18 protein-coding genes are annotated in these 24616 nt (G+C 70.8%); 5 read left to right on the top strand and 13 right to left on the bottom strand.

Annotated features, from left to right (window positions below):
• Positions 1-4 precede the first annotated feature (4 nt).
• The 6 genes from ASG29_RS13400 to ASG29_RS13375 are packed head-to-tail and all read right to left on the bottom strand — an operon-like array spanning position 5 to position 8555.
• On the bottom strand, positions 5-1498 hold the full coding sequence (locus ASG29_RS13400) for a tryptophan halogenase family protein (RefSeq protein ID WP_055985648.1): 1494 nt from the start codon (positions 1496-1498) through the stop codon (positions 5-7).
• Positions 1495-3171 (bottom strand): glycoside hydrolase family 9 protein, encoded by a 1677-nt coding sequence (locus ASG29_RS13395; protein ID WP_055985647.1) that lies wholly within the window; start codon positions 3169-3171, stop codon positions 1495-1497. Before ASG29_RS13395 ends, ASG29_RS13400 begins: the two co-directional genes overlap by 4 nt.
• Positions 3168-4679 (bottom strand): tryptophan halogenase family protein, encoded by a 1512-nt coding sequence (locus ASG29_RS13390; protein ID WP_055984792.1) that lies wholly within the window; start codon positions 4677-4679, stop codon positions 3168-3170. The genes ASG29_RS13395 and ASG29_RS13390 overlap by 4 nt, the downstream gene beginning before the upstream one ends.
• Positions 4676-5971, bottom strand: coding sequence for a tryptophan 7-halogenase (locus tag ASG29_RS13385; RefSeq protein WP_055984789.1), 1296 nt, complete (start codon positions 5969-5971; stop codon positions 4676-4678). The genes ASG29_RS13390 and ASG29_RS13385 overlap by 4 nt, the downstream gene beginning before the upstream one ends.
• Positions 5968-7416 (bottom strand): tryptophan halogenase family protein, encoded by a 1449-nt coding sequence (locus ASG29_RS13380; RefSeq protein ID WP_235532913.1) that lies wholly within the window; start codon positions 7414-7416, stop codon positions 5968-5970. The genes ASG29_RS13385 and ASG29_RS13380 overlap by 4 nt, the downstream gene beginning before the upstream one ends.
• On the bottom strand, positions 7413-8555 hold the full coding sequence (locus ASG29_RS13375) for an endo-1,4-beta-xylanase (RefSeq protein ID WP_055984786.1): 1143 nt from the start codon (positions 8553-8555) through the stop codon (positions 7413-7415). The genes ASG29_RS13380 and ASG29_RS13375 overlap by 4 nt, the downstream gene beginning before the upstream one ends.
• 58 nt (positions 8556-8613) lie before the next feature.
• Between ASG29_RS13375 and ASG29_RS13370 the strand changes: the two genes are divergently transcribed.
• The gene (locus ASG29_RS13370) at positions 8614-9312 is read left to right on the top strand and encodes a DUF6445 family protein (protein ID WP_082516112.1); all 699 of its coding nucleotides are present in this window, start codon (positions 8614-8616) and stop codon (positions 9310-9312) included.
• A gap of 70 nt (positions 9313-9382) precedes the next feature.
• Here the strand turns inward: ASG29_RS13370 and ASG29_RS13365 are convergent, their stop codons facing one another.
• Positions 9383-12928 (bottom strand): TonB-dependent receptor, encoded by a 3546-nt coding sequence (locus ASG29_RS13365; RefSeq protein WP_055984780.1) that lies wholly within the window; start codon positions 12926-12928, stop codon positions 9383-9385.
• Between the two features lie 219 nt (positions 12929-13147).
• Here ASG29_RS13365 and ASG29_RS13360 point away from each other — a divergent pair, with 219 nt between their 5' ends.
• A complete protein-coding gene (locus ASG29_RS13360) occupies positions 13148-14269 on the top strand; it encodes a DUF1624 domain-containing protein (protein WP_055984778.1) in 1122 nt (373 codons plus the stop codon).
• On the opposite strand, the gene ASG29_RS13355 is transcribed toward ASG29_RS13360, so the two are convergent.
• The gene (locus ASG29_RS13355; RefSeq protein ID WP_055984775.1) at positions 14260-16671 is read right to left on the bottom strand and encodes a glycoside hydrolase family 3 protein; all 2412 of its coding nucleotides are present in this window, start codon (positions 16669-16671) and stop codon (positions 14260-14262) included. The two genes, ASG29_RS13360 and ASG29_RS13355, sit on opposite strands and share 10 nt — an antisense overlap.
• Positions 16672-16864: 193 nt before the next feature.
• Positions 16865-18550 (bottom strand): DEAD/DEAH box helicase, encoded by a 1686-nt coding sequence (locus ASG29_RS13350; protein ID WP_055985642.1) that lies wholly within the window; start codon positions 18548-18550, stop codon positions 16865-16867.
• Positions 18551-18649: 99 nt separating this feature from the next.
• Here ASG29_RS13350 and ASG29_RS13345 point away from each other — a divergent pair, with 99 nt between their 5' ends.
• The 3 genes from ASG29_RS13345 (at position 18650) to ASG29_RS13335 (ending at position 20911) form a co-directional block, all read left to right on the top strand.
• Positions 18650-20275 (top strand): DNA polymerase III subunit gamma/tau, encoded by a 1626-nt coding sequence (locus tag ASG29_RS13345; protein WP_055984772.1) that lies wholly within the window; start codon positions 18650-18652, stop codon positions 20273-20275.
• Positions 20272-20595, top strand: a complete 324-nt coding sequence (locus ASG29_RS13340; protein ID WP_055984770.1) for a YbaB/EbfC family nucleoid-associated protein — start codon at positions 20272-20274, stop codon at positions 20593-20595. The genes ASG29_RS13345 and ASG29_RS13340 overlap by 4 nt, the downstream gene beginning before the upstream one ends.
• 79 nt (positions 20596-20674) lie before the next feature.
• Positions 20675-20911: a hypothetical protein gene (locus ASG29_RS13335; RefSeq protein WP_055984767.1), complete on the top strand. Its 237-nt coding sequence runs from the start codon at positions 20675-20677 to the stop codon at positions 20909-20911.
• Between the two features lie 45 nt (positions 20912-20956).
• Here ASG29_RS13335 and ASG29_RS13330 read toward each other — a convergent pair whose 3' ends face one another.
• The 4 genes from ASG29_RS13330 to ASG29_RS13315 form a co-directional block, all read right to left on the bottom strand.
• Positions 20957-22027: a 5-(carboxyamino)imidazole ribonucleotide synthase gene (locus ASG29_RS13330; RefSeq protein WP_055984764.1), complete on the bottom strand. Its 1071-nt coding sequence runs from the start codon at positions 22025-22027 to the stop codon at positions 20957-20959.
• The gene (gene purE, locus ASG29_RS13325) at positions 22024-22500 is read right to left on the bottom strand and encodes a 5-(carboxyamino)imidazole ribonucleotide mutase (RefSeq protein WP_235532912.1); all 477 of its coding nucleotides are present in this window, start codon (positions 22498-22500) and stop codon (positions 22024-22026) included. Before purE ends, ASG29_RS13330 begins: the two co-directional genes overlap by 4 nt.
• Before the next feature lie 155 nt (positions 22501-22655).
• Positions 22656-23654, bottom strand: a complete 999-nt coding sequence (locus ASG29_RS13320) for an LLM class flavin-dependent oxidoreductase (RefSeq protein WP_055984757.1) — start codon at positions 23652-23654, stop codon at positions 22656-22658.
• 83 nt (positions 23655-23737) lie between these two features.
• On the bottom strand, positions 23738-24616 hold the full coding sequence (locus ASG29_RS13315; RefSeq protein ID WP_235532911.1) for an endo alpha-1,4 polygalactosaminidase: 879 nt from the start codon (positions 24614-24616) through the stop codon (positions 23738-23740).

Genomic DNA, 24616 nt, shown 5'->3' with positions numbered 1-24616 from the left:
TCCCTCACATCCGCCGCAGATAATCCGCATGGTCGGGCATCGCCCCCGCCGCCTGCGCGTAGGATGCGCGCAGTCCGCGTAGCGCCGCCACGACCGCGCCGTCGTCCAGCGCGTCGACCATCGGATCGTACCCGCGCGGCATCACGCCTTGCCCCAGCAGCACCGCGACCCAGCTGGCGATCGAGAACAGATCGTCGTCGTACCGCAGCACACGCCCCTTCTCGCGGAACAGCGCGATGCGGGTCGCCAGCGTGTTGGGAATCGCCATGTCGCGCAGCGCGTCCCAGAACGGCTCCCCGACCCGGCCGTTGGCGTGATAGTGCAGGATCACGAAATCGCGCACGGCATCGTATTGCGCGCCCATCAGGCGATTGTATTCGTCGCGCAGGACGGGCGCGAAGCCGGTATCGGGGAACAGCGCGAGCAGTTTCGAGATGCCCGACTGGATCAGGTGGATGCTGGTGGATTCCAGCGGCTCCAGGAACCCGCCCGACAGGCCCAGCGCGACGACGTTCCCCTCCCACGATCGCGCGCGGCGGCCGGTGGCGAAGCGGATCGTGCGCGGCGTGTCGGTGGCGGGCGTATCGAGCGCGGCCAGCAGCCGCGCCCCCGCATCGTCGTCGGACAGGTGCGCGCTGGAATAGACGACGCCGTTGCCGGTGCGATGCTGCAACGGAATACGCCAGCGCCAGCCCGCGTCGTGCGCGGTCGCGCGCGTCAGCGGAACGAGGGGATCGCGCCGTTCCGACGGCACCGCGACCGCGCGGTCGCACGGCAGCCAGTGGCGCCAGTCGACGAACGGCACGCCCATCTCCTGCCCCAGCAACAGGCTGCGGAACCCGGAGCAGTCGACGAACAGATCGCCATCGATGCGCCGCCCGTCGTCCAGCACGAGCGTGGCGACATGGCCCGTCGCAGGATCGCGCGCCACGCCCGCGACCTTTCCTTCCACGCGCACCACGCCCCCCGCCTCCGCCCGCTCGCGCAGGAAGGCGGCGTAGCGCGCGGCGTCGAAATGGAAGGCGTAGGCGATCTGCCCCGTCGGCGTGTTCGGATCGGTGGCGGGATGCTGGAACCGCGCACCGCGCGCGGCGACCTGCGCCATCCAGTAATCGCCCAGCGGACCGACGCCGGGTGCGGCGCGGTGCTTCAACCACGCCATGTGGAAATCGATTCCGTTGAAGTCGCGCCCCATGCGCCCGAACGGATGGACGTAGCTGTCGCCCGGCGCGCCCCAGCCGTCGAACGCGATGCCCAGTTTGTACGTGCCCCCCGTCGCGGCGAGGAATGCGCGCTCGTCGATGCCCAGCATGGCATTGAAGTCGCGGATCGGCGGGATCGTCGCCTCCCCGACGCCGACCGTCCCGATCGCCTCGCTCTCCACCAGCGTGATGCGGCGGCGTCCGTCGTTCAGGTAAAGCGCGGCGGCGGCGGCCATCATCCAGCCCGCGGTGCCGCCGCCGACGATGACGAGGTCGCGGATCGGCGCCGCGATCATCGCCGCGCCTCGGTCGCGTCGCGCCACGCCGCGACCCACGCCAGCGGCGCGTTCCAGTTGATCGCCACCTCGTTCAGCGAATAGGCGCGCGCATCGTCGCGCCAGCACGTCATCGGCGCGCACTTTCCAATGGCGCGCGCGACGTCGTCGCCGGGCGTCGCGTTCGGCCCGCCCGACAGCGCGCCGGGCGGGGCAGGGGGATAGGCGGGGTCGACGCCCGCGGCCCAGAAACGGTGGTGCGGATGCCGCATCGGATCGGGGCCGTATCCCGACACGTACGAGCGGCCGAGCGGATTGCGGCCGGTGAGATAGTCGAGCGTCGCGATCACCGGCGCGCGATAGCTTTCGTCGCGCGTCCGGTCCGCCGCGATCGCGAGGATCATCGCGCGGTTGAGGAGGACCGCGTTCGATCCCCAGACGTAGGCCGTGCCCGCTAACGGGATGCCGTAGCCGCTGCGCCGCGCCTCGTCGCGAAAGCGCCCGGCGGCGGCGATCAGCGTCGTGCGCGCGGTGGGGTCGCCCGCCTGCGCCAGCGTCATCAGGCCGAGCGGTGCGGTCGCGGCCCATCCCGCCTCGCCGGACGATGCGCGCAGATGGCGGCTGGCATCGATCGCGCGTCGCAGCGCCGGATCGCGCGTCAGCACCCATCGTTCGGCGGCGGCCCAGAAGATTTCGTCCGACACGTCGGCGTCGCCGTAATTCCCGCTCCCCGCGAAATCGCCCGTCGCCAGCATCGCCGGATGCCGCTTCGCCGCCGCCCACGCGCGGGCCGATGCCTCGGCGCAGCGCCGCGCGAAGGCGGGGTCGATACCGCGCCACAGCCGCGCGCCCTGCGCCGCGACCGCGGCGAGGTTCAGCGTCGCGGCGGTGCTGGGCGGGTACAGAAGGCGGGTTTCCGGATCGCGGTCGGGACGCAGCGGCAAGGCGGTCCAGCGCGCGTCTGCGACCTTGTGGTGCGCCATGCCTGCCAGTTCCTGTCCCGCGGGCACCTGCATCCGCAACAGGAAGTCCAGTTCGTACCGCGCCTCGTCCAGCAGATCGTCGACGCCGTTTCCGGACTCCGGGATCGACAGGCTGCGATCCGGGAAGGCGACCCCGCGCGCCGCCATGTCCAGCAGCGTCCACAGCGCGATGCCGCCGTTGACGACGTATTTCCCGTGGTCGCCCGCATCGTACCAGCCGCCCGTGACGTCGAGCGTGTAGGCGCATCCGGGCCAGCGCACGCCCTTGCGGTCCGCACCGGAAAAACAGGTCGCGCGTTCGTCCGGATGCCCCGCCGGACGCGCCCAGCGCGCACCGACGAAGCGCGCTTCGATCGGCGTGCCCGCGCGATTGTGGTAGAAATAGGTGAGCGCGTCGCGCGCCAGCGGCCGGTACAGTCCCGGCGCGACGGCGAACCGCGGGCTCGCGGCGGCGCCCGCGATCAGGCGATATCCGGCGCCGGGCGTCCGCAGCGCGGACAGGTCGACGCGATGTACCCGCCGCCCGGCTGCGTCGTCGCGCGCCGCCGGTTCGCTGCGCCCGGACAGCACCGCGCGTCCCGCCGCATCCTCGACGCGCCACGCGATCGGCGCCGCCGCCTCGCTCTCGATCGTCGCGGCCTTCGCGTCCGCGGGCGCGAATCCCAACCCCCCGATCCTGACCGCGGTGGCGAGCAGTAGCGCCGCGATCATGACGCCGCCCGGCAATGCTCGTTCACGAAGGCACGGTGCCCGGGCATGTAGTCCGCCGAATTGGCGACCGCGCGCGCGATCTCCGCCAGCCGCGCGCGCGTCGTCGCCAGGTCCATCGCGTCCGCGACGGGATCGTGCGCCTTCACCGGCAGCAACTGCCCGTGCATGACCGCGAACCAGCTGGTGTCGTTGAACAATTCCTCGTTCTCGCGAAACACGCGGCCGTGCGCGGCATAGACGCGCATCTTCTCCGCCAGCCGGTCGGGCACCGCCATGTCCGCGCAATAGCGCCAGAACGGCGTGTCGCGGCGCTGCGTCGCGTGGTAATGCAGGATCAGGAAATCGCGGATTTCCTCGAACTCGGTCGTCAGGATGCGGTTGTAGCGCGCGGTCGTCGCGGCGTCGAAATCGCGATCGGGGAACATCGCCAGCAGGCGCGCGAGCCCGCTCTGCACCAGCCATAGGCTGGTGGATTCCAGCGGCTCCATGAACCCGGCGGCGAGGCCGAGCGCGACGACGTTGCCGTCCCAGAATTTCGCGCGATGCCCGGTGCGGAACCGGATCAGCCGCGGGTCCGCCAGCGCGTCGCCGTCCAGGTTCGCCAGCAACGTCGCCGCCGCCTCGTCATCCGACAGATATGCGCTGGCATAGACATGGCCGTTGCCGGTGCGGTGCTGCAACGGGATGCGCCATTGCCAGCCCGCGGTGCGCGCGGTGGATCGGGTGTAGGGCGTCATCTCCGCCCGGCCCGCGCACGGCACCGCCACCGCGCGGTCGCAGGGGAGCCAATGGCCCCAGTCGACGAAGTCGTTCCCCATGGCCTCGCCGATCAGCAGCGCGCGGAAGCCGGAGCAGTCGACGAACAGATCCGCCTCCACGCGCCCGCCCTCCGCCAGCGTGACGCCCGCGACGTTGCCGCTCTCGCCGTCGCGCTCGACCGACACGATCCGCCCCTCGCGCCGCACCACCCCGCGCGCCTCGGCATAGCGGCGCAGGTAGCGCGCGTAGAGCCCCGCGTCGAAATGATAGGCGTAGGCGATGTCCGACAGCGGCGAATTGCCCGCGTCGATCGAACGCATGAACCTGTCGCCGCGGCTCGCCATCGCCTGCAACGAATAGGCGTCGATCGACGGCGCCTCGCCCAGCGCGCGCAGCCGCAGGAAATAGGCGTGGAAGGACACGCCCGCCATGTCGACGCCATAGCCGCCGAAGGGGTGGAAGTAGGTGTGGCCCAGCCGCCCCCAGTCCACGAACTGGATCCCCAGCTTGAAGCTGCCCTTCGTCTCGCGGACGAACTCGTCCTCGTCGATGCCGAGCATGCGGTTGAATGTCCGCATCTGCGGGATCGTCGCCTCGCCGACGCCGACGGTGCCGATCTCCTCCGATTCCACCAGCGTGATCGTGGCGTAGCCCGGTCCCAGCAGGCGCGCGAGCGTGGCGGCGGCCATCCACCCCGCGCTGCCCCCGCCGACGATGGCGATGGAGCGGATGCGGCGGTCGTCGGTCATCGGTCGTCCCCGGAAATGCTGCGCAGCATGATCGCACGCAGGCGGCGGCAATGGTCCATGACCGCGGTGCCCGGCAAAGCGGCGGCGATCGGGTCGACGCGGCGCTGGCGCTCGCCCTGTCCGTCCAGCAGCATCGCCCAGTCGCCGCGCGACAGCGGATCGTCGTCGTCCATCGGCACATGCCCGCGGCTGCGATACAGCGCCAGCTTGTGCGCGAGGGCGGGCGGCACGTCCTCGCTCCCGCGCCGCGTCGCCCACAGGGCCACCGCCGCGTCGCGCGCGCGTTCGTGCTGGCGCGCGGTCAGGCGGTGATATTCGGCGGCCTCGACCGTGCCGTCCGATCCTGCGGCGGGGAGCAGCCCGATCAGGCGCGCGACGGCATCGTGCGCCAGCAGCAGGGCATGGCCCAGCACCGGCTCCACCACCCCCGCCGCCGCGCCGATCGCGACGCGGTTGCCGCGCCAGGCCGTGCGACGCAGGCCGTTGTCGTAGCGCTCGCCGCCCGCGCCATAGGCGGTGTCGACGATCGCGCCCTCCAGCGCCACGGTCGCGCGCCAGCCGTCGGGCGTCGCGCTGTGGAGCGGGAAGGGCGGCGGCGGCGCGTCGCTGGCCACGATCCGCGACGTGACGCCGGTGCAGGGCAGCCAGCGCGCCCAGCTTTCCCATTCGCTCGTCGCGATCCCCGCCGCCCCGCCGCCGGCGTCGACGTACAGGTCCGCGGACAGCGTCGTGCCGTCCGCCAGCGCCAGCGCCGCGATCCGCGGCGCGTCGCCCGGCGGTGCGGCGAGGGGGGCCGTGACGGGCACATCGGCCAGCGCGGCCAGCCGCGTCGCCAGCGCCGCGCACGGATAGGTGATACCCGGCCGCACCGTCGACCAGGGCGATCGCGGGTCGTCGTCCGGCGGCGGCAGCCGCCCCGCGCGCGCCGCCAGCGTCGCGAGCGAGAAGTCCCCCGGCTCCACGCCATGCCCCTCGCTGCGCAATCGCGCGATCAACTGCGGGAAGGGAATCGTCTCCAGCGGCGCGCCGACGTCGCCATAGGGCAGGAACCATTGCTGCGGGCTCCAGCCTGCGAAGGCGATGCCCAGCGTCGCCACCGCCCCCGGGACGTGCCCGACACGCGCCGCGAGGTCGGTCGCCATCCACGCCGGCGCGCCCGTGACGACATGGCCGACCGGCCCCAGCCCGTGCCCGCCCGCGCCCACCGGCACACGCACGACGTCGGCGACACGCGCCAGCATCGCGCAGGCGAGGTGCGCCGCGATTCCATCGCCCGCCACCGCGATCCTCATCGCGCGAGCGTCGCGTCGTGTGTTGGCATCCCGGCCACCTGCGTCGCCACGCGCGCGCGGATACGCGACAGGGCCGCCGCATCGCAGCTCGCGCGCGGATCGTGACCCGCGGGCCGGACGCGCTGCCCCATGTACACCGCCAGCCAGCTCGGCTCCATGAACAGGCCCTGTGCATAGGTCGTCACGACGCCGCGCGCGCGGAACAGGTCGATCTTCGCGGACAGGCTGTCGGGCAGCGGCATCGCGGCGACATGGCGCCAGAACGGCGTGTCGCGCCGCTCGGTCGCGGCGTAATGCAGGATGATGAAGTCGCGCACGCGTTCGTATTCCACGTCCATCGTGCGGTTGAACTCGGCGGCGTCGAGCGGGTCCCGGTCGCCGGTGGGGAACAGGTCGAGCAGCCGTTCGATCGCGACCTGCGCCAGATGGATGCTGGTCGATTCCAGCGGTTCCAGGAACCCCGCCGACAGCCCGATCGCGACGGTGTTGCCCACCCACTGCCGCCGCCGCTTGCCCGCAGCGAAGCGCAGCATCCGCGGCTCCGCTAGCGCGGGCGTGTCGAGCTGTGCCAGCAACGCCGCGCGCGCCGCCTCGTCCGATACGAATGCGCTCGCGAACACATGGCCGTTGCCCGTCCGGTGCGTCAGCGGAATGCGCCAGGCCCAGCCCGCGTCCAGCGCGGTGGCACGGGTGTAGGGGGTGATCGCGCCGGCCCGTTCGCTCGGCACCGCCCACGCGCGGTCGCACGGCAGCCAGCGGCGCCAGTCGTCCCAGCCCGCGTGCAACGTCTCCTCGATCAGCAGTCCGCGGAATCCCGAACAGTCCACGAACAGGTCCGCCGCCAGCCGCCGTCCGTCCTCCAGCGCGACCGACGCGACATGCCCGCGCGCGTCGACCGCGACGTCGACGATCTGCCCTTCCACGCGCGTCACCCCGCGCGCTTCGGCCACGCCGCGCAGGTACGCGGCATAGCCCGCGGCATCGAACTGATAGGCGTACCCGTAATCGTCCCCGTCGCGCGGGCGCGCGAACCGGTCGGCGCGCGCCATCGCGGCGGGCAGGCAATAGTCGCCGAACGCCCCCGCGTCCTCGCCCGCCGCGAGCCATTGGTGGTGGAACGGCACGCCGTCGATCGGCTCCCCGAACAGGCCGAAGGGGTGGAAGTAGCGATCGCCGACGCGCGCCCAGTCGCGGAATTCGATCCCCAGCTTGAAGGTCGCATTCGTCGCGGCCATGAATTCGGCCTCGTCGAATCCCATCGCCGCGTTGAACGCGCGGATGTGCGGCACCGTCGCCTCGCCGACGCCGACGGTCCCGATCGCCTCGCTCTCGATCAGCGTGATCGCGATGCGCATGTGGCGCAACTTGTGCGCCAGCGCCGCGGCCGTCATCCATCCCGCGGTGCCGCCGCCGACGATCAGGACCGAGGCGACCGGCGCCGTCACCGCGCCAGCGCCGCGTGCATCGCGGCATGGATCGGCTTCGCGCGGAACGACGCGTCATAGGGCGCGCCGCGCGTCGGCAGGCCGTCGGGCCGCGGCTCGAACCCCCTCAGCCAGCTGTACCGGTCGGTCATGCCCCAGCACAGGACGTCGCGCAGCTGCGGATAGGACAGCATGAGGTCGAGATAGCCCTTCGCGAACGCCGCCACGCCCGCGTCGCGCACGGCGATATCGGCGGGCAGGCCGCGGTCGCGCACATCGAACTCGGTCACCACCAGGCGGTATCCCATTCCCACCACGCGGTCGAGGAAGGCGCGCCAGTCGGGCGACAGCGTCGCGACCAGCCGTTCGATCGAATCGGTCGGCGCGAACACGCCGATATGCGACTGCACGCCCAGCGCATCGACCGGCACGCCGCGCGTCCGGAACCCCGCCAGCAACCGCAGCACGCCGTCGCGATGCTTCTCGTTCCCCGCCTCCCAGCTCATATAGTCGTTATACACCAGTTCGGCCTTCGGCGCCGCCTCGCGCGCGGTACGGAACGCCAGGTCCAGCACCGCCTCCGCCCCGCCCATCGCGCGCGACAGCGCGGTGGAGCGCAGCGATCCGTCCGCGGGATCGACCGCCTCGTTCACCACGTCGTAGCTGTAGATGCGCCCAGCGTACCGCGCGCACACGGTGCGGATATGCTGCGTCAGGATGCGCGCGGCCTCCCGCGCCGGTGCCTTGCCGAAATCGTGGTCGACCAGCCATTTCGGAAACCAGCGGTCGTAATGCCACAACAACGTATGCCCGCGCATCCGCATCCCCGCGCGCTCGGCATCGCGCAGGATCGCATCGAAGCGCGCGAAGTCGTACGCGGCGGGGGAGGGGCGCAGCGCCTGCCATTTCAGCGCATTCTCCGGCACCGCGATGCCGCAGTCGCGGGTCGCCAGCGCGGCATAGCGCGGGTTGGCCAGCGATCCCGCATCCGCGCCCTTCGGCGACCAGGACAGGCACGTGCCGAACGCGCGCCCCTTCGTCGCGGCGATCGCATGCAACCCCGGCGTCGCCGCCGCCGCTCCGCCCAGCATCGCGCCCGCCGCCACGGCGCCCGCGCCGACGATCGCGCCCCGGCGATCGATAACCGTCCCCTCGTTCATCGCCCGCTCGCTCCCGATATGATTGTCAACGTCGCGTCCCGTGGCCTATCGCGCGGTGATGACGGCGCGTTTCCCTCTGTCGCCGACATTGCGCGCGACGACCCGCATCGTCGGGCGGGATCGCGAGCCGGTCGTCACGATCGACGGTCTGTCGCGCGATCCGGCCGCGCTGGTGGACGAAGCCGCCGTCGCCGCCTTCGCGCCCGCGCACGGGCCCGCGGGCGGCTATCCCGGTCTGCGCGCGCCCGCCCCGCTCGATTACGTCGGCGACGTCGTCCGCGCGCTGACGCCCGCGATCGTCGCCGCCTTCGCCCTGCCCACCGGTGCGCGGCCGCGCCACGCCGAATGCAGCTTCTCGCTCGTCACGCTGCCGCCGCACGATCTGGTACCCGCGCAACGCGCACCGCACGTCGACACGACCGACGCGCATCAGTTCGCGCTGCTGCATTACCTGTGCGACGCCCGGTTCGGCGGCACCGCCTTCTTCCGCCATCGCGCGACGGGGTTCGAGGCGATCACCCCCGACCGGCTCGCCGCCTACGACGCGGCGCGAGCGGCAGAGCCCGCGGGGCAGGGCTATGCCACCTGCGACCACGCCGCCTTCGAAACGATCGGCGCGGTCGATGCCGCGTTCGACCGGCTGGTCGTCTATCGCAGCCGCCTGCTTCATTCCGGCGTGATCCCCGATCCCGGCGCGCTGGACGCGGACCCGCGCACGGGCCGGTTGACCGCCAACATCTTCCTGACGCTGGCCTGAGCCGTCGGGTGTTCCTGCGACCGCAGGAACCCGGGACGGGGCCACCGAATGTCGATGGCCCCGTCGGGCATCAGAAGTTGAACCGCGCGATGGCGGAGAAGCGGCGGTCGTTCATGAACCATCCGCGCGGTACGATCCGAACGTCGTCCGCCCCGCCCGGCCCCTGTACCGCGACCGACGTCTTCGTCAGCGAATTGGTCAGGTTCACGCCCTGGATGCCCAGCCGCAGGTTCCGCGTCGCCTGGATGAACAGCGAGGCGTCGAGCTGGCCGTAATCCTCCTGGAACACGGGATCGAACGGCGTGATGACGTCGCGCGTGGTCAACAGGAAGCGCGACCGCCACGCATAGGAGGCGCGCAGCGACAGGCCCTTGTAGTCGTAGAAGGGCGTGACGTTGAAATTGTGTTTCGACAATCCCTGCAATCCGAAACCCGACACGTTCAGGTTCGACACCAGCCCGCCCGCGACCGACGGATCGCCCGGATCCAGCGTCGGCTGCGGCACGCCCGAACTGCTGACGTGGGTGTAGTTGGCCTGCAACCCCAGCCCGGACAGCGGCCCGGGCAGGAAGTCGTAGGTCTGCTGATAGGCGATCTCCACGCCCTTCACCTTGCCGGTGTCGGGCGAATTCACCTCGCGCGATACCACCGCCTCGAACGTCTGGCCGTTGTTGGTGAAGCTTTGCCGGTCGGTGGCGAACACGACCACGCCCTTCACCTCCTTGTAGAAGGCGGACACGGTCAGCGATCCGACCTTGTTGAAATACCATTCCGCGGTCAGGTCGAAATTGTCGGCGGTGACCGGCAACAGGTCGGGCGAACCCGAACGGATGCCCGCGCCCTCGAACCGCACGACGCCCTCGTTCTGGATGATGCCGTCGTTCGGGTCCGCCGTGGCGGTGTTGGGGACGACAGTCAGCACCGCGCCCGCGGGCACCTGCGGCGTGATCGAGATCGGGAAGTAATTGCGGATCTGCGTCGTGTTGGGCGGCGAGATGCCCTTGAAATACGCGGCCCGGAACTGAAGCTCGTCCGTCACTTCCAGCTTGAGGTTCACCGCGGGCAACCAGTAATCGTAGCTGGTCTTGAAATCGTTCGGCACGATCGCGCCGTTCTGGAACGCGCGGACGTTCGCGCGCAGCTGCGGGTTGCTGTACAGGAAGGCGCAGCCCGCGGGCACCGTGGGCGTCGCGGGTACGGCCTGTCCCGGTTGCGGATTGACGATCTGCTGGATGGTGGTCCGGCACGTCGCGTCGACCGTCAGCGGCTCGGCGGTGGAATATTGGATGAAGCCGCTGCTGGTGCGCTTCGTATCGCTGTACCGCACGCCGATGTTGCCGGTCAGGCGCCAGTCGTTGGCGAACGTCGTGTCGATGTTCGCCATGATATAGCCGGCGTTGTTGATCTCCTCGATCGGGTTGATCTCGCCCGGCAGGTAATAGCCGCCGTCGACGGTGCCCGGCCGTTCGGCGAGCGGAAGCCAGCCGCCCGCGCCGCCCGTCGGCACGGTGCCCGCGGGCAGCCATTCGTTGCGGATCGACTTGGCGAAGGCGATGTACGACGCATAGTCCTGCGCGGGCTTGCCTGCATAGTACAGGCGGCCCTGGTTCCCGGTCGGATCGCCCGCCGCGCCGCGGAAGAAGTTGTTGAAGGTGAAGGCGTCGTACGATCCCGCCTGCGACGTCGTGCCCTGCTGGTCGCCGCCGACGCCGCCGATGCGCTCGTCCATCCACACCGGGCCGCCATTGCCCCACTGCTCGGACAACACACCCCAATTGTAGGTGGAGTTGCGCGCGATCTGGTCACGGTCGGCGTAGCGATAGCCCGCGCGCACCGCCTTCAGGAAATTGCTGTCCGGAAACGTCAGCTCGCCGTCGATGCGGAAGGCGTCTGAATTGCCCGACGATTCCTCCGCGTGATCCATCGCGGCACGCCAGAAGTTGTTGTACGGATCGGTGAAATTCTGGTGCGTGCCGGTGTAGTAGGTGGGGAAGCTCCCCGTCGCCCCCGGCGTGCCGACGCATTGCCCCTGCGCGTTCAGCGCGGCGCCCTCGCACGATTGCGGCGACACGAACTGCACCACGGGCAGGTCCTTGCCGTTCAGCTTGATGAACGCATCCTGGTACGTCGTGCCCCAGATGCCGTTGTCCAGCACCTCGCCACGCGAATTGACGTGATCGTAATCGACCGTGATGCCGATCCGCTCGTTGACGTTCCATTTGAAGTTGAAGCCGAAATCGTCAGTAACGCTCCGCTCCTTGTGCTCGCGGAACTGGTTGTTCGACTGAAGGCCGAAGGCGGGCGTGCGACGGCCCGCGGGGGTCGCGGCGGATTCCGCGTTATTCTGGTCCGCGCGCCAGCCGGTCGGCCCGGTGATGAGCCCCTGGTCGAACAGATTGTCGGCGTCGAAGCTGATCGACGTGCCCGCCCGCGCCCGGCTGTCGCCGTTGGAGGTGACGTTGTCGGTCGCGATCTCGATCGTGTTCTCGAACCAATCCTGTCGCGCGTCGGAGCGCAGGAACTGGAACGATGCCTCCATCGACCGGTCGGGCGACCGCCACTGGAGCGCTGCGGAATAGCCCTGGCGCTCGCGCTCGAACGTCTGCGTCCCGATCACCGCGCCGCGCGGGAACAGCCCGCTGCCGGTCTGCGTCGCGCCGGCGAAGGGGACGACGTCGGTGCGCGTCCCGTTGCTGTAGATCGGCCGGTTGCGGAAGCTGGATACCTGCAACCGGTCGTTGCGCGTGAACAGCTGCGAATAGACCGCGCTGCCCAGGATGCCGATCTCGCCGATGCCGGTGTCCCAGCGCGTGCTGCCCAGGATCGAGATGGTCGGTGCGGACTTGCTGACGAAGTCGCCGTAATTCATCTCCAGCGATCCGGCGAGGTACGTGCCCTTCGCATCGAACGGCTTGCGCGTGCGCAGGTTGACGATGCCCGAAATGCCGCCCTCGATCCGGTCCGCGGTCGGCGACTTGAACACGTCGACGCCGCCCAGCAATTCGGACGGTACGTCCTGGAAGCCGAGCGAGCGACCGTTGAGCGCGGAGAACGCCTCGCGCCCGTTGAATTCGGACCGGACGTAGGTGAGACCGCGGACCGTCGCCTGCGATCCCTCGACCGAGAAATGATCGGGGTCGACGCCCGCGGCGAAGCGGCTGATCGACACGCCGGGGATGCGCTGCAACGTCTCCACGACGGAACGGTCGGGAAGGGCGCCGATATCCTCGGCGCTGACCGAATCGACGATCGAATCGGCGTTGCGCTTGATGCTCTGCGCGCTTTGCAGCGACTGGCGGTAACCGGTGACGATCAGGTCGTTGCCCTCCGCGTCCGTCGCGGTCTGCATCGGGGTCGATTGCGCCGCGTCGGTGGAGCTGCCGCTGGCACCGATCTGCGCGTCGGCGGAGGAGCTGGTCGTGACGACGGTGCCCTTCGTCTGCGGCGTCTTCGCGGCGTCGGGGCGAGTGGCGGGGGTTTCCGTCGCGGGTGCCGAATCGGCGGTCTGCGCGAACGCGGGCGCACACAGCCCGGCCGCAATCGCGAGCGCGGAGGCGCCCATCACGACACGCTTGATCGTCGGCAGATCGCGACGAACGATGACACCGGTTTCCACTGCATCCCCTCCCAGAAAAGGTAGCGCTATCATTCCAGATCGAGGAACGCGCGCCACTTCGAAATCCGTCGATACCGGATCGCCATATGGGCCGCAACAACAATTCGTCGGCGGTCGCGCGCCATTGCGAAAGTGACCCTACGGTACGCGTTATCGCAAACAATATTCCTCGGCAGGTTCGCCATTGACGTTGATGAGATAACGTATCATGGGTCCGCCATGACGATCCAGGGCACAGCGACGACGCAGCGCATTCGTTCGATCGATGGCCTGCGCGGGCTGGTGATGTTGTTGATGCTGGTCGATCATGCGCGGGAATTCTTCTTCATCGGGCATCAGGTCGGCGACCCGATGGATATCGCGACGACCACGCCGGGCCTGTTCTTCACCCGCCTGGCGGCGCATCTGTGCGCGCCGGTGTTCGTGGCGCTGACCGGGCTGGCGGCGTGGCTGTACGGGCGGGGACGGTCGGCGGCGGCGGTGTCCGCATTCCTGCTGAAGCGCGGGCTGTTCCTGATCGCGCTGGAGCTGACCCTGGTGGGATTCGGCTGGAGCTTCGCGGTGCCGCCCGCGATGATCTACCTTCAGGTGATCTGGGCGATCGGCCTGTCGATGATCGCGCTGGCCGCGCTGGTCCACCTGCCGCGGGCGGCGGTGGCGACGATCGGGATCGTTATCGTAGCGGGGCACAATCTGCTCGATCCCGTCGCCTTCGCACCCGGCACGCCCGCGCATGCGGCATGGGCGATCCTGCACGAGCGCGCGGTGCTGCCGCTGGCGGAGGGGCTGCGCGCGCGTACGTCCTATCCGGTGCTGCCGTGGATCGGCGTCATCGCGATCGGCTATGCGATCGGCCCGTGGTTCGCGGGTCCGGCGGCGGTACGGCGGCGGAGGCTGATCGCGGCGGGGGTCGCGATGCTGCTCGCCTTCGTGGCGATCCGCGCGGCGAACGGCTATGGGGAGCCGGTGGCGTGGACCGTGGGCGCGACGCCGCTCGCGACCGTCATGTCGTTTCTCAACCTGACGAAATACCCGCCGTCGCTGGATTTCCTGCTGCTGACGCTCGGCATCGGTGCGCTGCTGCTGGCGGCGTGGGAGGGGCGGGGCGGGCCGCTGGCGGTGCTGGGCGGCGCGCCCTTGTTCTTCTACCTGCTGCACATCTACGCGCTCCACCTCCTGCGTCTGATCTGGACGCAGGCGGGCGGGGGCGCGGGCGACGTGCCGTCGATCGCCTGGGTCTGGGCGATCGCGGCAGTCTGCGCGCCGCCGTTATGGCTGGCGACGCGCTGGTTCGCGGGGGTGAAGCGGCGCAGCGACCGCTGGTGGATTCGCTACCTCTGACAGCGCGCGACGGTATCCGCCGCGGTGCCCAGCGCCACCCGCGCCACCGCCACGCGCATCGCCCCCGCGCTGCGCAGGACGAAGGGCGATTCGACCGCCGACACAATGCCCAGGCAGTGGAGCGGCACGCCCACGGTCTGCCACTTGCCGGGTGTCAGCGCGGGCAGCGGCACGCCGCCGGTGCACCCCTTGCCCAGGCACGCGAGCGTCGCGTCGCGCGCCGTCGCGCCGTCCGCGCGCATCGTCGCGACCAGCATCACGTCCCCGTTCGCCTCGCGCGTCAGGTCCAGCGGCGCGGGCGCGGTCAGCGCGACCTCCTGCGCGCCCCCGCCCGCGAAAGCGAAGGCGCGCGCGCCTTCCTGCACGCGCGCGTCGACCGCGGTCACGCGGATGCGGCCGTTGACGACGGGCACCGACGTGACGCGCGTCGCGCTGCCGCCGCTGGTGGCCATCAGCGACCAGCCGCTGGCGGGCACCCCATCCGCGAAATAGATGCCGCCCGCGTCCTCGTCGGCAACGCCCGCATCCTCCGGCACGCGCGTCCACGCCGCCGCCTTCGACAGCCCGTGGCCCAGCGAATACAGAGTCGCCCCGTCCGCCCGCGCGCTGGCGGGCCAGGGCATCGGCAGGCGCCCGGTGAATATGCCGTCGAACAATCGGTCCGCGACGCCCGCGCCCTCGCTGCCCGGCAGCCACGCCACGACGAACGCGTCGGCGGTGTTCAACTCCGGCCCCATGAACAGCGGCCGACCCGTCAGCATGACCGCGACGACGGGAATCCCCTGCGCCTTCAACCGTTTCATCAGGTCCAGCCGCCGCAGGTCCGCGCGCAGCTGCACGGTCTTCAGATCGCCCTGGAATTCCGCATAGGGCGTCTCGCCAAACACGACGATCGCGACGTCGGGCTTCGTCGTGAAACGCCCCTCGGGCGACAGTTCCGCCTTGCCGCCCGTCGCGTCGCGGATGCCCGCCCAGATCGAGGTCGCGCCGGGGAAATTGGCGTTGGTCAGGCCGGTGCCCTGCCACGTCAGCGTCCATCCGCCCGACTGGCGCGCGATGTCGTCGGCCGCATCGCCCGCGACCAGGATACGCGCGCCGCGCTTCAGCGGCAGGACGCCGGTGTCCTTCAGCAGCACCAGCGACTTGCCCACCGCCTCCCTGGCGATGGCGCGGTGCGCGGGCGCGCCCAGCAGGTCCCATTTGCCCGCCAGCAACCGCGTCGACGGCTTCCCCGCCTCGAACAGGCCGAGCCGCATCTTCGTGCGCAGGATGCGCGCGACGGCATCGTCCAGCCGCGCCGCCGGGATCGTGCCGTCCTTCGCCTGCGCCAGCAGCGAGGCGTAGAGCGGCTTCCAGCTGTCGGGCGCCATGTACATGTCGATCCCCGCCAGCAGCGCCTGCGGGCAGCTGGCGTTGGTGCAGCCCGCGACCTGTCCGTGCGCGTTCCAGTCGGTGACGACGAACCCGCCGAAGTCCATCCGCCCCTTCAACACGTCGGTAACGAGGCCCTTGTGCCCCGCCATCTTGACGCCGTTCCAGCTGGAGAAACTGGTCATGACGGTGCCGACGCCCGCCTCGATGACGGGGACGTAGGGCAGGCCGTGGACGTCGCGCAGCGTCGCCTCGTCGATCCGCGCATCGCCCTGGTCGCGCCCTTCGAACGTGCCGCCGTCGGCCAGGAAATGCTTCGTGCTGGCAAGGACGTACGGCCCGTCCAGCATCGCCTTGCCCGTCGCCGGTCCCTGCAACCCCAGGACCATGCGGTCGGCGTAACGCGCGACCAGCTTCGGATCGGACGAATAGCCCTCGTACGTCCGCCCCCAGCGCGCGTCCTGCGGCACCGTGATCGTGGGGGCGAAGGTCCATTCCTGCCCGGTGACGCGGATTTCCGCCGCGGTGGCGGCGCCGATCCGCTGGATCAGGTCCGGATCGTTCGCCGCGCCCAGCCCGATGTTGTGCGGGAACAACGTCGCGCCGACGATGTTGCTGTGGCCGTGGACCGCATCGGTGCCCCACAGGATCGGAATGCCGACCCCGCCGCCGCTGCGATCGGTGGACGCGGCGTGGAAGGCGTCGGCCAGGTCCAGCCACTTCGCCGCGGGCGCCAGATCGTCGCCGCCCGGCCCGGAATTGCCGCCGTTCAGCACGGAACCCAGGTGATAGCGTTTCACGTCGTCGGGGGTGACGCTGGCGATGTCGGCCTGGACGACCTGCCCGACCTTCTCCTCCACCGTCATGCGGCGCAGCAGGTCCGCGATCCGCGCCTCGGTCGCGGCATCCCGCGCGATCGGCCATTTCACCGCCGGCCAGCGCTCGGGATGGACCGTGGTATCCTGCGCCACGACGGCGCACGGCAGCACGGTCGCGGCCAGCGCGATCAGGAAGCGGGGGGCTACGGACATCGACCTCTCCAGATTTTGGACGGGTCGTGACAGTCCGGCGGGCGCACTGTCAACGGTCGATGTGAACGTTCCCTAGAAGGTGGTGTGCTCCTGCGAACGCAGGAGCCCAGGGTAACGAACGGCGACGTTTGCGGCCCTGGGTTCCTGCTTTCGCAGGAATGCGAGGTTACGGACGCCCGCGCCCGCTCCCGCGTTAGCGGCGCGGCGGCCCCTTGCGCGCCGGGCCGGACCGCGGCGGTCCGCCGCGCGGCGCGCCGCCGCCCTGGTCGGGCGGGGTGGCGCCCGCGGGGGCCTGCTCGATCCGGATGCCGTTCTCGTCCTCGCCCTGCGGATCGGCGCTGCGCGCGACCGCCTGTGCGAAGCGCGGCGCGACGGTGCGCGGGACCTGGAACCACGTCTCGCCCTGCGCGATGCGGATCGCGCCGATCTCGTTCTTCGTGATGTGGCCGCGGCGGCACAGCACCGGCAGGATCCAGCGCGCCTCCGCCCGCTGGCGCCGGCCGACGTTCATGCGGAACCAGACGGTGTCGTCGAAGCCGGGGCGGTGCCCTTCCTCGTGCTTCGCCTTGCGCGCCTCGGGCGTGCCCGCGATCAGTTCCTCGGGCGCGGGCATCGACGCGCGGTGCAGCTTCACCAGCTCCGCGGCGATATCCTCCGGCGACTTCTCGGCCAGCAACCGCGTGGCCAGCGCGCGATCCTCCTCGTCCACCTCGACGGGCGCGAGCAGTTTTACCAGCAGCCGCTCGTGATCCTTGGCGCGGATGTCCTCGACCGTCGGCACCTCGACCCACTCGGCCGCGATCCGCGCGCCGCGCAGCATCATGTCGACGCGGCGACGGCGCGGATAGGGGACGATCAGGACCGCGGTGCCCTTGTTGCCGGCGCGCCCGGTGCGGCCCGACCGATGCTGCAACGTCTCCGCATCGCGCGGCAGCTCGACATGGATGACCAGGCTGAGCGTCGGCAGGTCGATCCCGCGCGAGGCGACGTCGGTCGCGACGCACACGCGCGCGCGGCCGTCGCGCAGCGCCTGCAACGCGGCGTTGCGCTCGTTCTGGCTATGCTCCCCCGACAGCGCGACGGCGGCGAACCCGCGGTCGACCAGGCTGGCGTGCAGGTGCCGGACGTTGTCGCGCGTGGCGCAGAACAGCATCGCGGTCTCCGCCTCGTGCAGGCGCAGCAGGTTGATCGCGGCATGTTCGATATCCGCGGGTGCGACGGTCACCGCCTGATAGGCGATGTCCCCATGGCCGCGATCCTCCCCCACGGTGGAGATGCGCAGCGCGTCGCGCTGGTACCGCTTCGCCAGCGCCACGATCGGCTTGGGCATCGTGGCGGAGAACAGCAAGGTGCGCCGCTCCCCCGGCGTCGCATCGAGGATCTCTTCCAGATCCTCGCGGAAGCCCATGTCGAGCATCTCGTCCGCCTCGTCCAGGACGACCGCCTTCAGGCTGCCCAGCTCCAGCGCCCCGCGTTCGAGGTGATCGCGCAGTCGCCCCGGCGTGCCGACCACGACATGCGCGCCGGACCCGAGCGCGCGGCGTTCGCGCGACGCGTCCATGCCGCCGACGCAGGTCGCGATGCGGACCCCCGCCTTCTCGTACAGCCACATCAGCTCGCGGCTGACCTGCAACGCCAGCTCGCGCGTCGGCGCGATGCACAGGGCGATCGGCGCGCGCGGCGGACCGGCGTCGAGCAGCTCGGCGGACATGGCCAGGCCGAAGGCCACCGTCTTGCCCGATCCGGTCTGCGCGGACACGACAAGGTCGCGGCCCTCCGCTTCGGGGGCGGTCACGGCGGACTGGACGGCGGTGAGCGTGGCATAGCCGCGCGCGGTGAGCGCTTCGGCCAGAAGCGGCGGGAGGTCGTTTACGGTCATGAAGCCGTGCAACATGCGCGCTGCACCGCACAATTGCAAGGACAAACACCCGGGGCGAATTGCGCTGACGAACCCGGCCCGAGCGCTTATGGGGGGGCGATGGCCGACTTCCTCGACCTTGGCGAACCGCCCCAGCCCGCCGCCGCCGCGCAGCCCTATCGCGTGCTCGCGCGCAAATACCGGCCGCAGACGTTCGGCGAACTGATCGGTCAGGGCGCGATGGTCCGCACGCTGGAAAACGCGATCCGTCGCGACCGGATCGCGCACGCCTTCCTGCTGACCGGCGTGCGCGGCGTGGGGAAGACCAGCACCGCGCGGCTGATCGCGAAGGCGCTGAACTGCATCGGCCCGGACGGGCAGGGCGGGCCGACGATCGACCCGTGCGGCGTGTGCGAGCCGTGCCGCGCGATCGCGGAGGGGCGCCACATCGACGTGATCGAGATGGACGCCGCCAGCCACACCGGCGTCGACGACGTGCGCGAGATCATCGATGCCTCGCGCTACGCCGCGGTGTCGGCGCGGTTCAAGATCTACATCGTGGACGAGGTCCACATGCTGTCGAAGAACGCGTTCAACGCGTTGCTGAAGACGCTGGAGGAACCGCCGCCGCACGTGAAGTTCCTGTTCGCCACGACCGAGGTGAACAAGGTCCCCGTCACCGTCCTGTCGCGCTGCCAGCGCTTCGACCTGCGCCGCATCCCCGCCGACACGCTGGCGGAGCATTTCCGCATGGTGGCGGAGGCGGAGGACGTGACGGCGGAGCCGGAGGCGCTGGCCTTGATCGCGCGCGCGGCGGAAGGATCGGCGCGCGACGGCCTGTCGATCCTGGACCAGGCGATCGCGCATGCCGACATGGCGGGCGGCGGCGTCACGGCGGATGCGGTGCGCGACATGCTGGGCCTGTCGGATCGCGGCGCGGTGCGCGACCTGCTGGCGCTGATCCTGTCGGGCGACGCGCCGGGCGCGCTGACCGCGATCCGGCGGCAATACGACCTCGGCGTCGATCCCGCGGGCGTCATGCGCGCGCTGCTGGAGGCGGTGCACGGCGTGACGCAGGTGAAGGTGGGGGCGCAGGACGACGCCTCGCTGCCCGCGGAGGAACGCGCCGCGTACCGCGACTGGGCGGGGAAGCTGTCCTTCCCGCTGCTCCACCGCCTGTGGCAATTGCTGCTGAAGGGGCATGAGGAGGTCGGGCGCGCCGCCTTGCCGGTCGAGACGGCGGAGATGGCGGTGCTGCGCGCGATCCACGCGTCGTCGCTTCCGGATCCCGGCGACCTCGCGCGCCGGCTCGCCACCGGTGTCGCGCCTCCCGCCGCCGCCGCGCCCCCGCCCCCGGCCGCGCCGGCGGATCGCAGCCCGGCCGATTTCGCCGGCGTCATCGCGCTGGTGGAGGGGGCCGGGCATCATGCGCTGGGCGTGCGGTTGAAGCATGGCGCGCGCGTCGTGTCCTATGCTCCCGGCGAGATCGTGTTCAGCGGCAGTCGACCCCTGTCCGCCGACACGCTCGCCGAACTCGCCGCCGCCCTGCGCACCGCCACCGGCCGGACATGGCAATTGTCGCTGTCGGATGCGGACGGTGCGCCGACGATCGGGGAGCGCGAACTCGCCGTCCTCCAGGCACGCCACGACGACGCGCGCGGACACCCCGTCGTCGCCGCCGCGTTCGATGCCTTTCCCGAGGCGGAACTGATCGATCCCCCCGCAGCCAAACGGAGTTTCACGTGAAGGATTTGAACGACATCCTGGCCATGGCGCAGAACGTCCAGCAGGAATTGAGCAAGGCGCAGGAAGGGCTCGACACGATCGAGGTCGAGGGCGCGTCGGGCGGCGGGCTGGTGAAGGTGAAGACCTCCGCCAAGGGCCGGGTGATCTCGCTGGCGATCGACGAATCGCTGTTGCAGCCGTCCGAGAAGCAGATGCTGGAGGACCTCGTCGTCGCCGCGTTCAACGATGCGCGGGCGAAGGCGGATGCGGCCTCGTCCGCCGAAATGGCGAAGATGACCAGTGGGTTGCCGCTTCCTCCGGGCTTCAAGCTCCCGTTTTGAGACAGTCGTAACGGGCCGGGAACAAACTTCCGGCCCGGGCGCTGTCCCGTCCGTCTAACAGACGAAAGAGGAGGATGGCATGGCCGACGATCGGGTGACGCAGACCCCGCATACGACAGTGATCGAGCGCCGCGGCAGCGGTGGCGGATTGCTGGTGGGGTTGGCGGTGCTGATTGCGGTCCTCGTTGCCGCGTACTTCCTGCTGGTCCGCAACGACAGCGAAGTGTCGAAGAACAACGCGATCACGTCCGCGGCCAAGAGCGTCGAGCGGACCGCCGACAAGGCGGGCTCCGCGATCGACGGCGAGGCGAAGTAGCGACCGGCGCGCGCCGTCCCGGACCCGGTCCGGGGCGGCGCGACGTCAGCGGCGGGTCAGCCGCGTGACATGGCCCATCTTGCGCCCCGGCCGCGCCTCGCGCTTGCCATACAGGTGCAGGTGCGTATCGGGCGCGGCGACCAGTTCGGGCCAGCGCTGCCATTCGTCCCCGATCAGGTTCTCCATCTCGACCCGGTCCGCCACGACGGCGGTGTCGCCCAGCGGCAGGCCGCAGATCGCGCGCACGTGGTTCTCGAACTGCGACGTCACCGCGCCCTCGGCGGTCCAATGTCCCGAATTGTGGACGCGCGGTGCCATTTCGTTGAAGACCGGTCCGTCGGCGCCCGCGAAATATTCGCACGTCAGGACGCCGACATGCCCCAGCGCCTCCGCGATCCGGCCCGTCAGCGCCGCCGCCTCGGTCCATTGCGCCGCGACCGCGGCGGGGGCGGGCAGGGTGGACCGGTGCAGGATGCCGTCGCGATGCTCGTTCCACGGCGGCGGATAACTGGTCATCGTCCCGTCCGCCGCGCGCACCAGCACGATCGAGAATTCGTGCGTGAACGTGACGAACGCCTCCAGTACCGCAGGCCCGCCGATCGCGTCCCACGCCGCATCCGCCTCGTCGACGGACGCGATCCGCGTCTGCCCCTTCCCGTCGTAGCCGAAGCGCGTGGTCTTCAGCACCGCCGGGGTGCCGATCGCGGCCAGCGCCGCGTCCAGGTCGCTGCGCGTCGCGACCGCGGCCCAGCGCGCCGGGCGGCCGCCGACACCCTCGACGAAGCGCTTCTCCGTCACGCGGTCCTGCGCGACGCGCAGGCTTTCGGGCGAGGGATGCACGGCCACGCGATCCGCCAGCCATGCGACGGGGCCGACGTCGATATTCTCGAACTCGTACGTCACCACGTCGCATTGCGCGGCGAAATCGGCGAGCACGACCTTGTTGTGATAGTCCGCGCGCGTCAGCGAGGACGCGGTCTGCGATGCCACGCTCTCGCGATCCGGCGCCAGCACATGGGTGCGATAGCCCAGCTGCGCCGCCGCCGACGCGATCATCCGCCCCAGCTGCCCGCCGCCGAGGATGCCGATGGTGGAGCCGGGGGGGAGGGTCTTCATCGCGGGTCGGTCGCGACGCCTTCGGTCTGCGCCCGGCGCCACGCCTGCAATCGCTGCGACAACGCGTCGTCCGACAAGGCCAGGATCGCGGCGGCGAGCAGGGCGGCGTTGATCGCACCCGCCTTCCCGATCGCCAGCGTGCCGACGGGGATGCCGCCGGGCATCTGGACGATCGACAACAGGCTGTCCATGCCCTTCAGCGCATGGCTTTCGACCGGCACGCCCAGCACGGGCAGGTGCGTCATCGACGCCGTCATGCCCGGCAGGTGCGCCGCGCCCCCCGCGCCCGCGATCACGACCTTCAGCCCGCGGTCGGCGGCGGAGCCCGCATAATCGTACAGCCGCTGCGGCGTCCGGTGCGCGGATACCACCGTCGTCTCGTGCGCGATGTCCAGCGCCGCGAGCGTGTCGGCGGCGTGGCGCATCGTTTCCCAGTCGGACGTGGAGCCCATGATGATGCCGACGTGCGCCATCAGGGGCGCGTAGCGGGGAGGGGGCGGGAGCGCAACGGGCTACGCTTCCCTCCATTTGTGCCGCCCCCCGTTCGTGCTGAGCGAAGTCGAAGGATATGCGCTGCGCGTGCCCTTCGACGTCGCTCAGGGCGAACGGAGGTGTGTGGGGAGGCGTCCTACGCCGCGACCGCCACCTCGCGCATCGCGTCGGCCGCGATCGTCAGCGACCGCTTGCGCCTGTCGTGGTCGTAGATGCTGCTGGTCAGGATCAGTTCGTCCACGCCCGTCCGGCGCAGGAAGGCGGCGATGCCGTCCGCCACGTCGTCGCGCGTGCCCGTGGCGCTGCACGACAGCACCTGGTCCAGCACCGCGGCGTGCGCGGGCGGCAGCGATTCGCGATACCCCTCGACCGGGGGCGGCAACTGGCGCGGGTTGCCGGTGCGCAGCGAGACGAACGCCTGCTGCTGCGACGACGCCAGCAATTCCGCCTCCGCCCGCGTATCGGCTGCGAACACGTTGAAGCCCGCCGCGGCATAGGGCTGCGACAGGGTGGCCGACGGTTTGAAGTCGCGGCGATAGATCGCCAGCGCCTCGTCCAGCGCGTCCGGCGCGAAATGCGAGGCGAACGCGTAGGGGAGGCCGAGGATCGCGGCCAGCTGCGCGCCATAGGTACTGGATCCCAGGATCCACATCTCCGGCCGTGCGCCGGCGCCGGGCGTCGCGACGATCCCCGTCCGCCCGTCGTCCGCGAAATAGCTTTGCAGTTCGACCACGTCGTTCGGGAACTGGTTCGGATCGCTGGCCAGCGTCCGGCGCAGCGCGTGCGCGACGCGCTGGTCGCTGCCCGGCGCGCGGCCGAGGCCGAGGTCGATGCGCCCGGGGAACAGCGCGTCGAGCGTGCCGAACTGCTCCGCGATCTGCAACGGCGCCGAATTGGGCAGCATCACGCCGCCCGATCCGACCCGGATCGTGTCGGTCGCCTGCGCGACATGCGCGATGACGACCGCGGTGGCGGCGGACGCGATGCCGCGCATCCCGTGATGCTCGGCCACCCAGTAGCGGTGGAAGCCCAGCCGTTCGGCATGACGTGCGAGGTCGGCCGCATTGGCCAGCGCGGCGGCGACGGTCCCGCCTTCGACGACGGGGACGAGATCGAGGAGCGAATATTGGGTCATGGCGCTGAAGATGGGGGCGATCCGGCCCGCGCGCCAGCCAAGCTTTCCTGTGCAGCGGCGAAGCCGCGCGCGACGGCGCCGCGTCAGCAGGCGAAACGGAACCCGTCGTCCAGCGCGACCGGCAGCACCAGCGTCCGCAGCCGCCCGGCCGCCGCCGCGGCGCACAGCCGGTCGCGCGCGCCGCCCGCATTGGTGCGGTAGCGGTCGGCATATTCCGCGTTGAACACCGCCTTGCCCGCGGCGCCGAAGGGGGAAAGGTCGCTGCACTCGTCGTATTCGTGGCACTGTTCGTTCACCGCGAAATCGAAATCGGGCGCCAGCGTCGCGACCTGCGCCAGGTCGTTTTTCAGCGCGATCGCCAAGCCGCGGCGATGCGCCTCCGCGGCGAGGAAGCGGTTGTAGTCGATCTGGTGCGCCGCGGTCAGCGGCAGCCCGGCGCGATTGTCGGGCTCGAACGCGTCGACGTTGTCGGGCTCCACCGCGTCGCATCCCTTCGCGACCGCCAGGTCCAGCCGCGCGGCCATGATCGCGCGCACGGTGGCGGAGCGGACGTCCACCCAGCGCTCCCCCGCCCATCCGTCGACTGCGTTGCCCAGGTCCGCGGCGGCGAAGCGCGGATAGTCGCTGCGCCAGTTTTCCGCGCTGCCCGCGGAGAAATAGCACACCACCCGTCGTCCCGCGCCGTGCAGCGCCGCGATCGTCGCGGGCGGCGTGTCGAACAGGTCGATGTCGTATACCGCGACCGCATAGCCCGTGTTGACCGTCCCGCTAAGCTGCCAGTGCCAGCCATCGTCCGGGCGCGGCGTCCACCGCGCCACCGGGGATGCGGTGGGCGAGGGGAGGGGCGACGGGCCGGGCGCGGGCGTCGGGGCGGGCGTCGGGCTGGGGGCGGGGGCCGGCGCGACCGGCGCCTCCGTCCCGTCGCCCCCGCATGCGACCAGCAGCAGCAGTGCCGCCGCCAT

This window comes from Sphingomonas sp. Leaf412, from assembly GCF_001425405.1.
Classification (GTDB): Bacteria; Pseudomonadota; Alphaproteobacteria; order Sphingomonadales; family Sphingomonadaceae; genus Sphingomonas.
Note: the sequence above shows the minus strand (reverse complement) of the source record. Positions and strands in the feature narration are given on the sequence as shown.

Excerpts from the sequence above, each read along its gene's own strand:
- ASG29_RS13375 (WP_055984786.1), bottom strand. The coding sequence starts at position 8,555 with ATGAACGAGGGGACGGTTATCGATCGCCGGGGCGCGATCGTCGGCGCG.
- purE (WP_235532912.1), bottom strand. The coding sequence starts at position 22,500 with ATGGCGCACGTCGGCATCATCATGGGCTCCACGTCCGACTGGGAAACG.
- ASG29_RS13320 (WP_055984757.1), bottom strand. The coding sequence starts at position 23,654 with ATGACCCAATATTCGCTCCTCGATCTCGTCCCCGTCGTCGAAGGCGGG.
- ASG29_RS13355 (WP_055984775.1), bottom strand. The coding sequence starts at position 16,671 with ATGTCCGTAGCCCCCCGCTTCCTGATCGCGCTGGCCGCGACCGTGCTG.
- ASG29_RS13330 (WP_055984764.1), bottom strand. The coding sequence starts at position 22,027 with ATGAAGACCCTCCCCCCCGGCTCCACCATCGGCATCCTCGGCGGCGGG.
- ASG29_RS13400 (WP_055985648.1), bottom strand. The coding sequence starts at position 1,498 with ATGATCGCGGCGCCGATCCGCGACCTCGTCATCGTCGGCGGCGGCACC.
- ASG29_RS13350 (WP_055985642.1), bottom strand. The coding sequence starts at position 18,550 with ATGACCGTAAACGACCTCCCGCCGCTTCTGGCCGAAGCGCTCACCGCG.
- ASG29_RS13385 (WP_055984789.1), bottom strand. The coding sequence starts at position 5,971 with ATGAGGATCGCGGTGGCGGGCGATGGAATCGCGGCGCACCTCGCCTGC.
- ASG29_RS13370 (WP_082516112.1), top strand. The coding sequence starts at position 8,614 with ATGACGGCGCGTTTCCCTCTGTCGCCGACATTGCGCGCGACGACCCGC.
- ASG29_RS13315 (WP_235532911.1), bottom strand. The coding sequence starts at position 24,616 with ATGGCGGCGGCACTGCTGCTGCTGGTCGCATGCGGGGGCGACGGGACG.
- ASG29_RS13345 (WP_055984772.1), top strand. The coding sequence starts at position 18,650 with ATGGCCGACTTCCTCGACCTTGGCGAACCGCCCCAGCCCGCCGCCGCC.
- ASG29_RS13335 (WP_055984767.1), top strand. The coding sequence starts at position 20,675 with ATGGCCGACGATCGGGTGACGCAGACCCCGCATACGACAGTGATCGAG.
- ASG29_RS13360 (WP_055984778.1), top strand. The coding sequence starts at position 13,148 with ATGACGATCCAGGGCACAGCGACGACGCAGCGCATTCGTTCGATCGAT.
- ASG29_RS13390 (WP_055984792.1), bottom strand. The coding sequence starts at position 4,679 with ATGACCGACGACCGCCGCATCCGCTCCATCGCCATCGTCGGCGGGGGC.
- ASG29_RS13395 (WP_055985647.1), bottom strand. The coding sequence starts at position 3,171 with ATGATCGCGGCGCTACTGCTCGCCACCGCGGTCAGGATCGGGGGGTTG.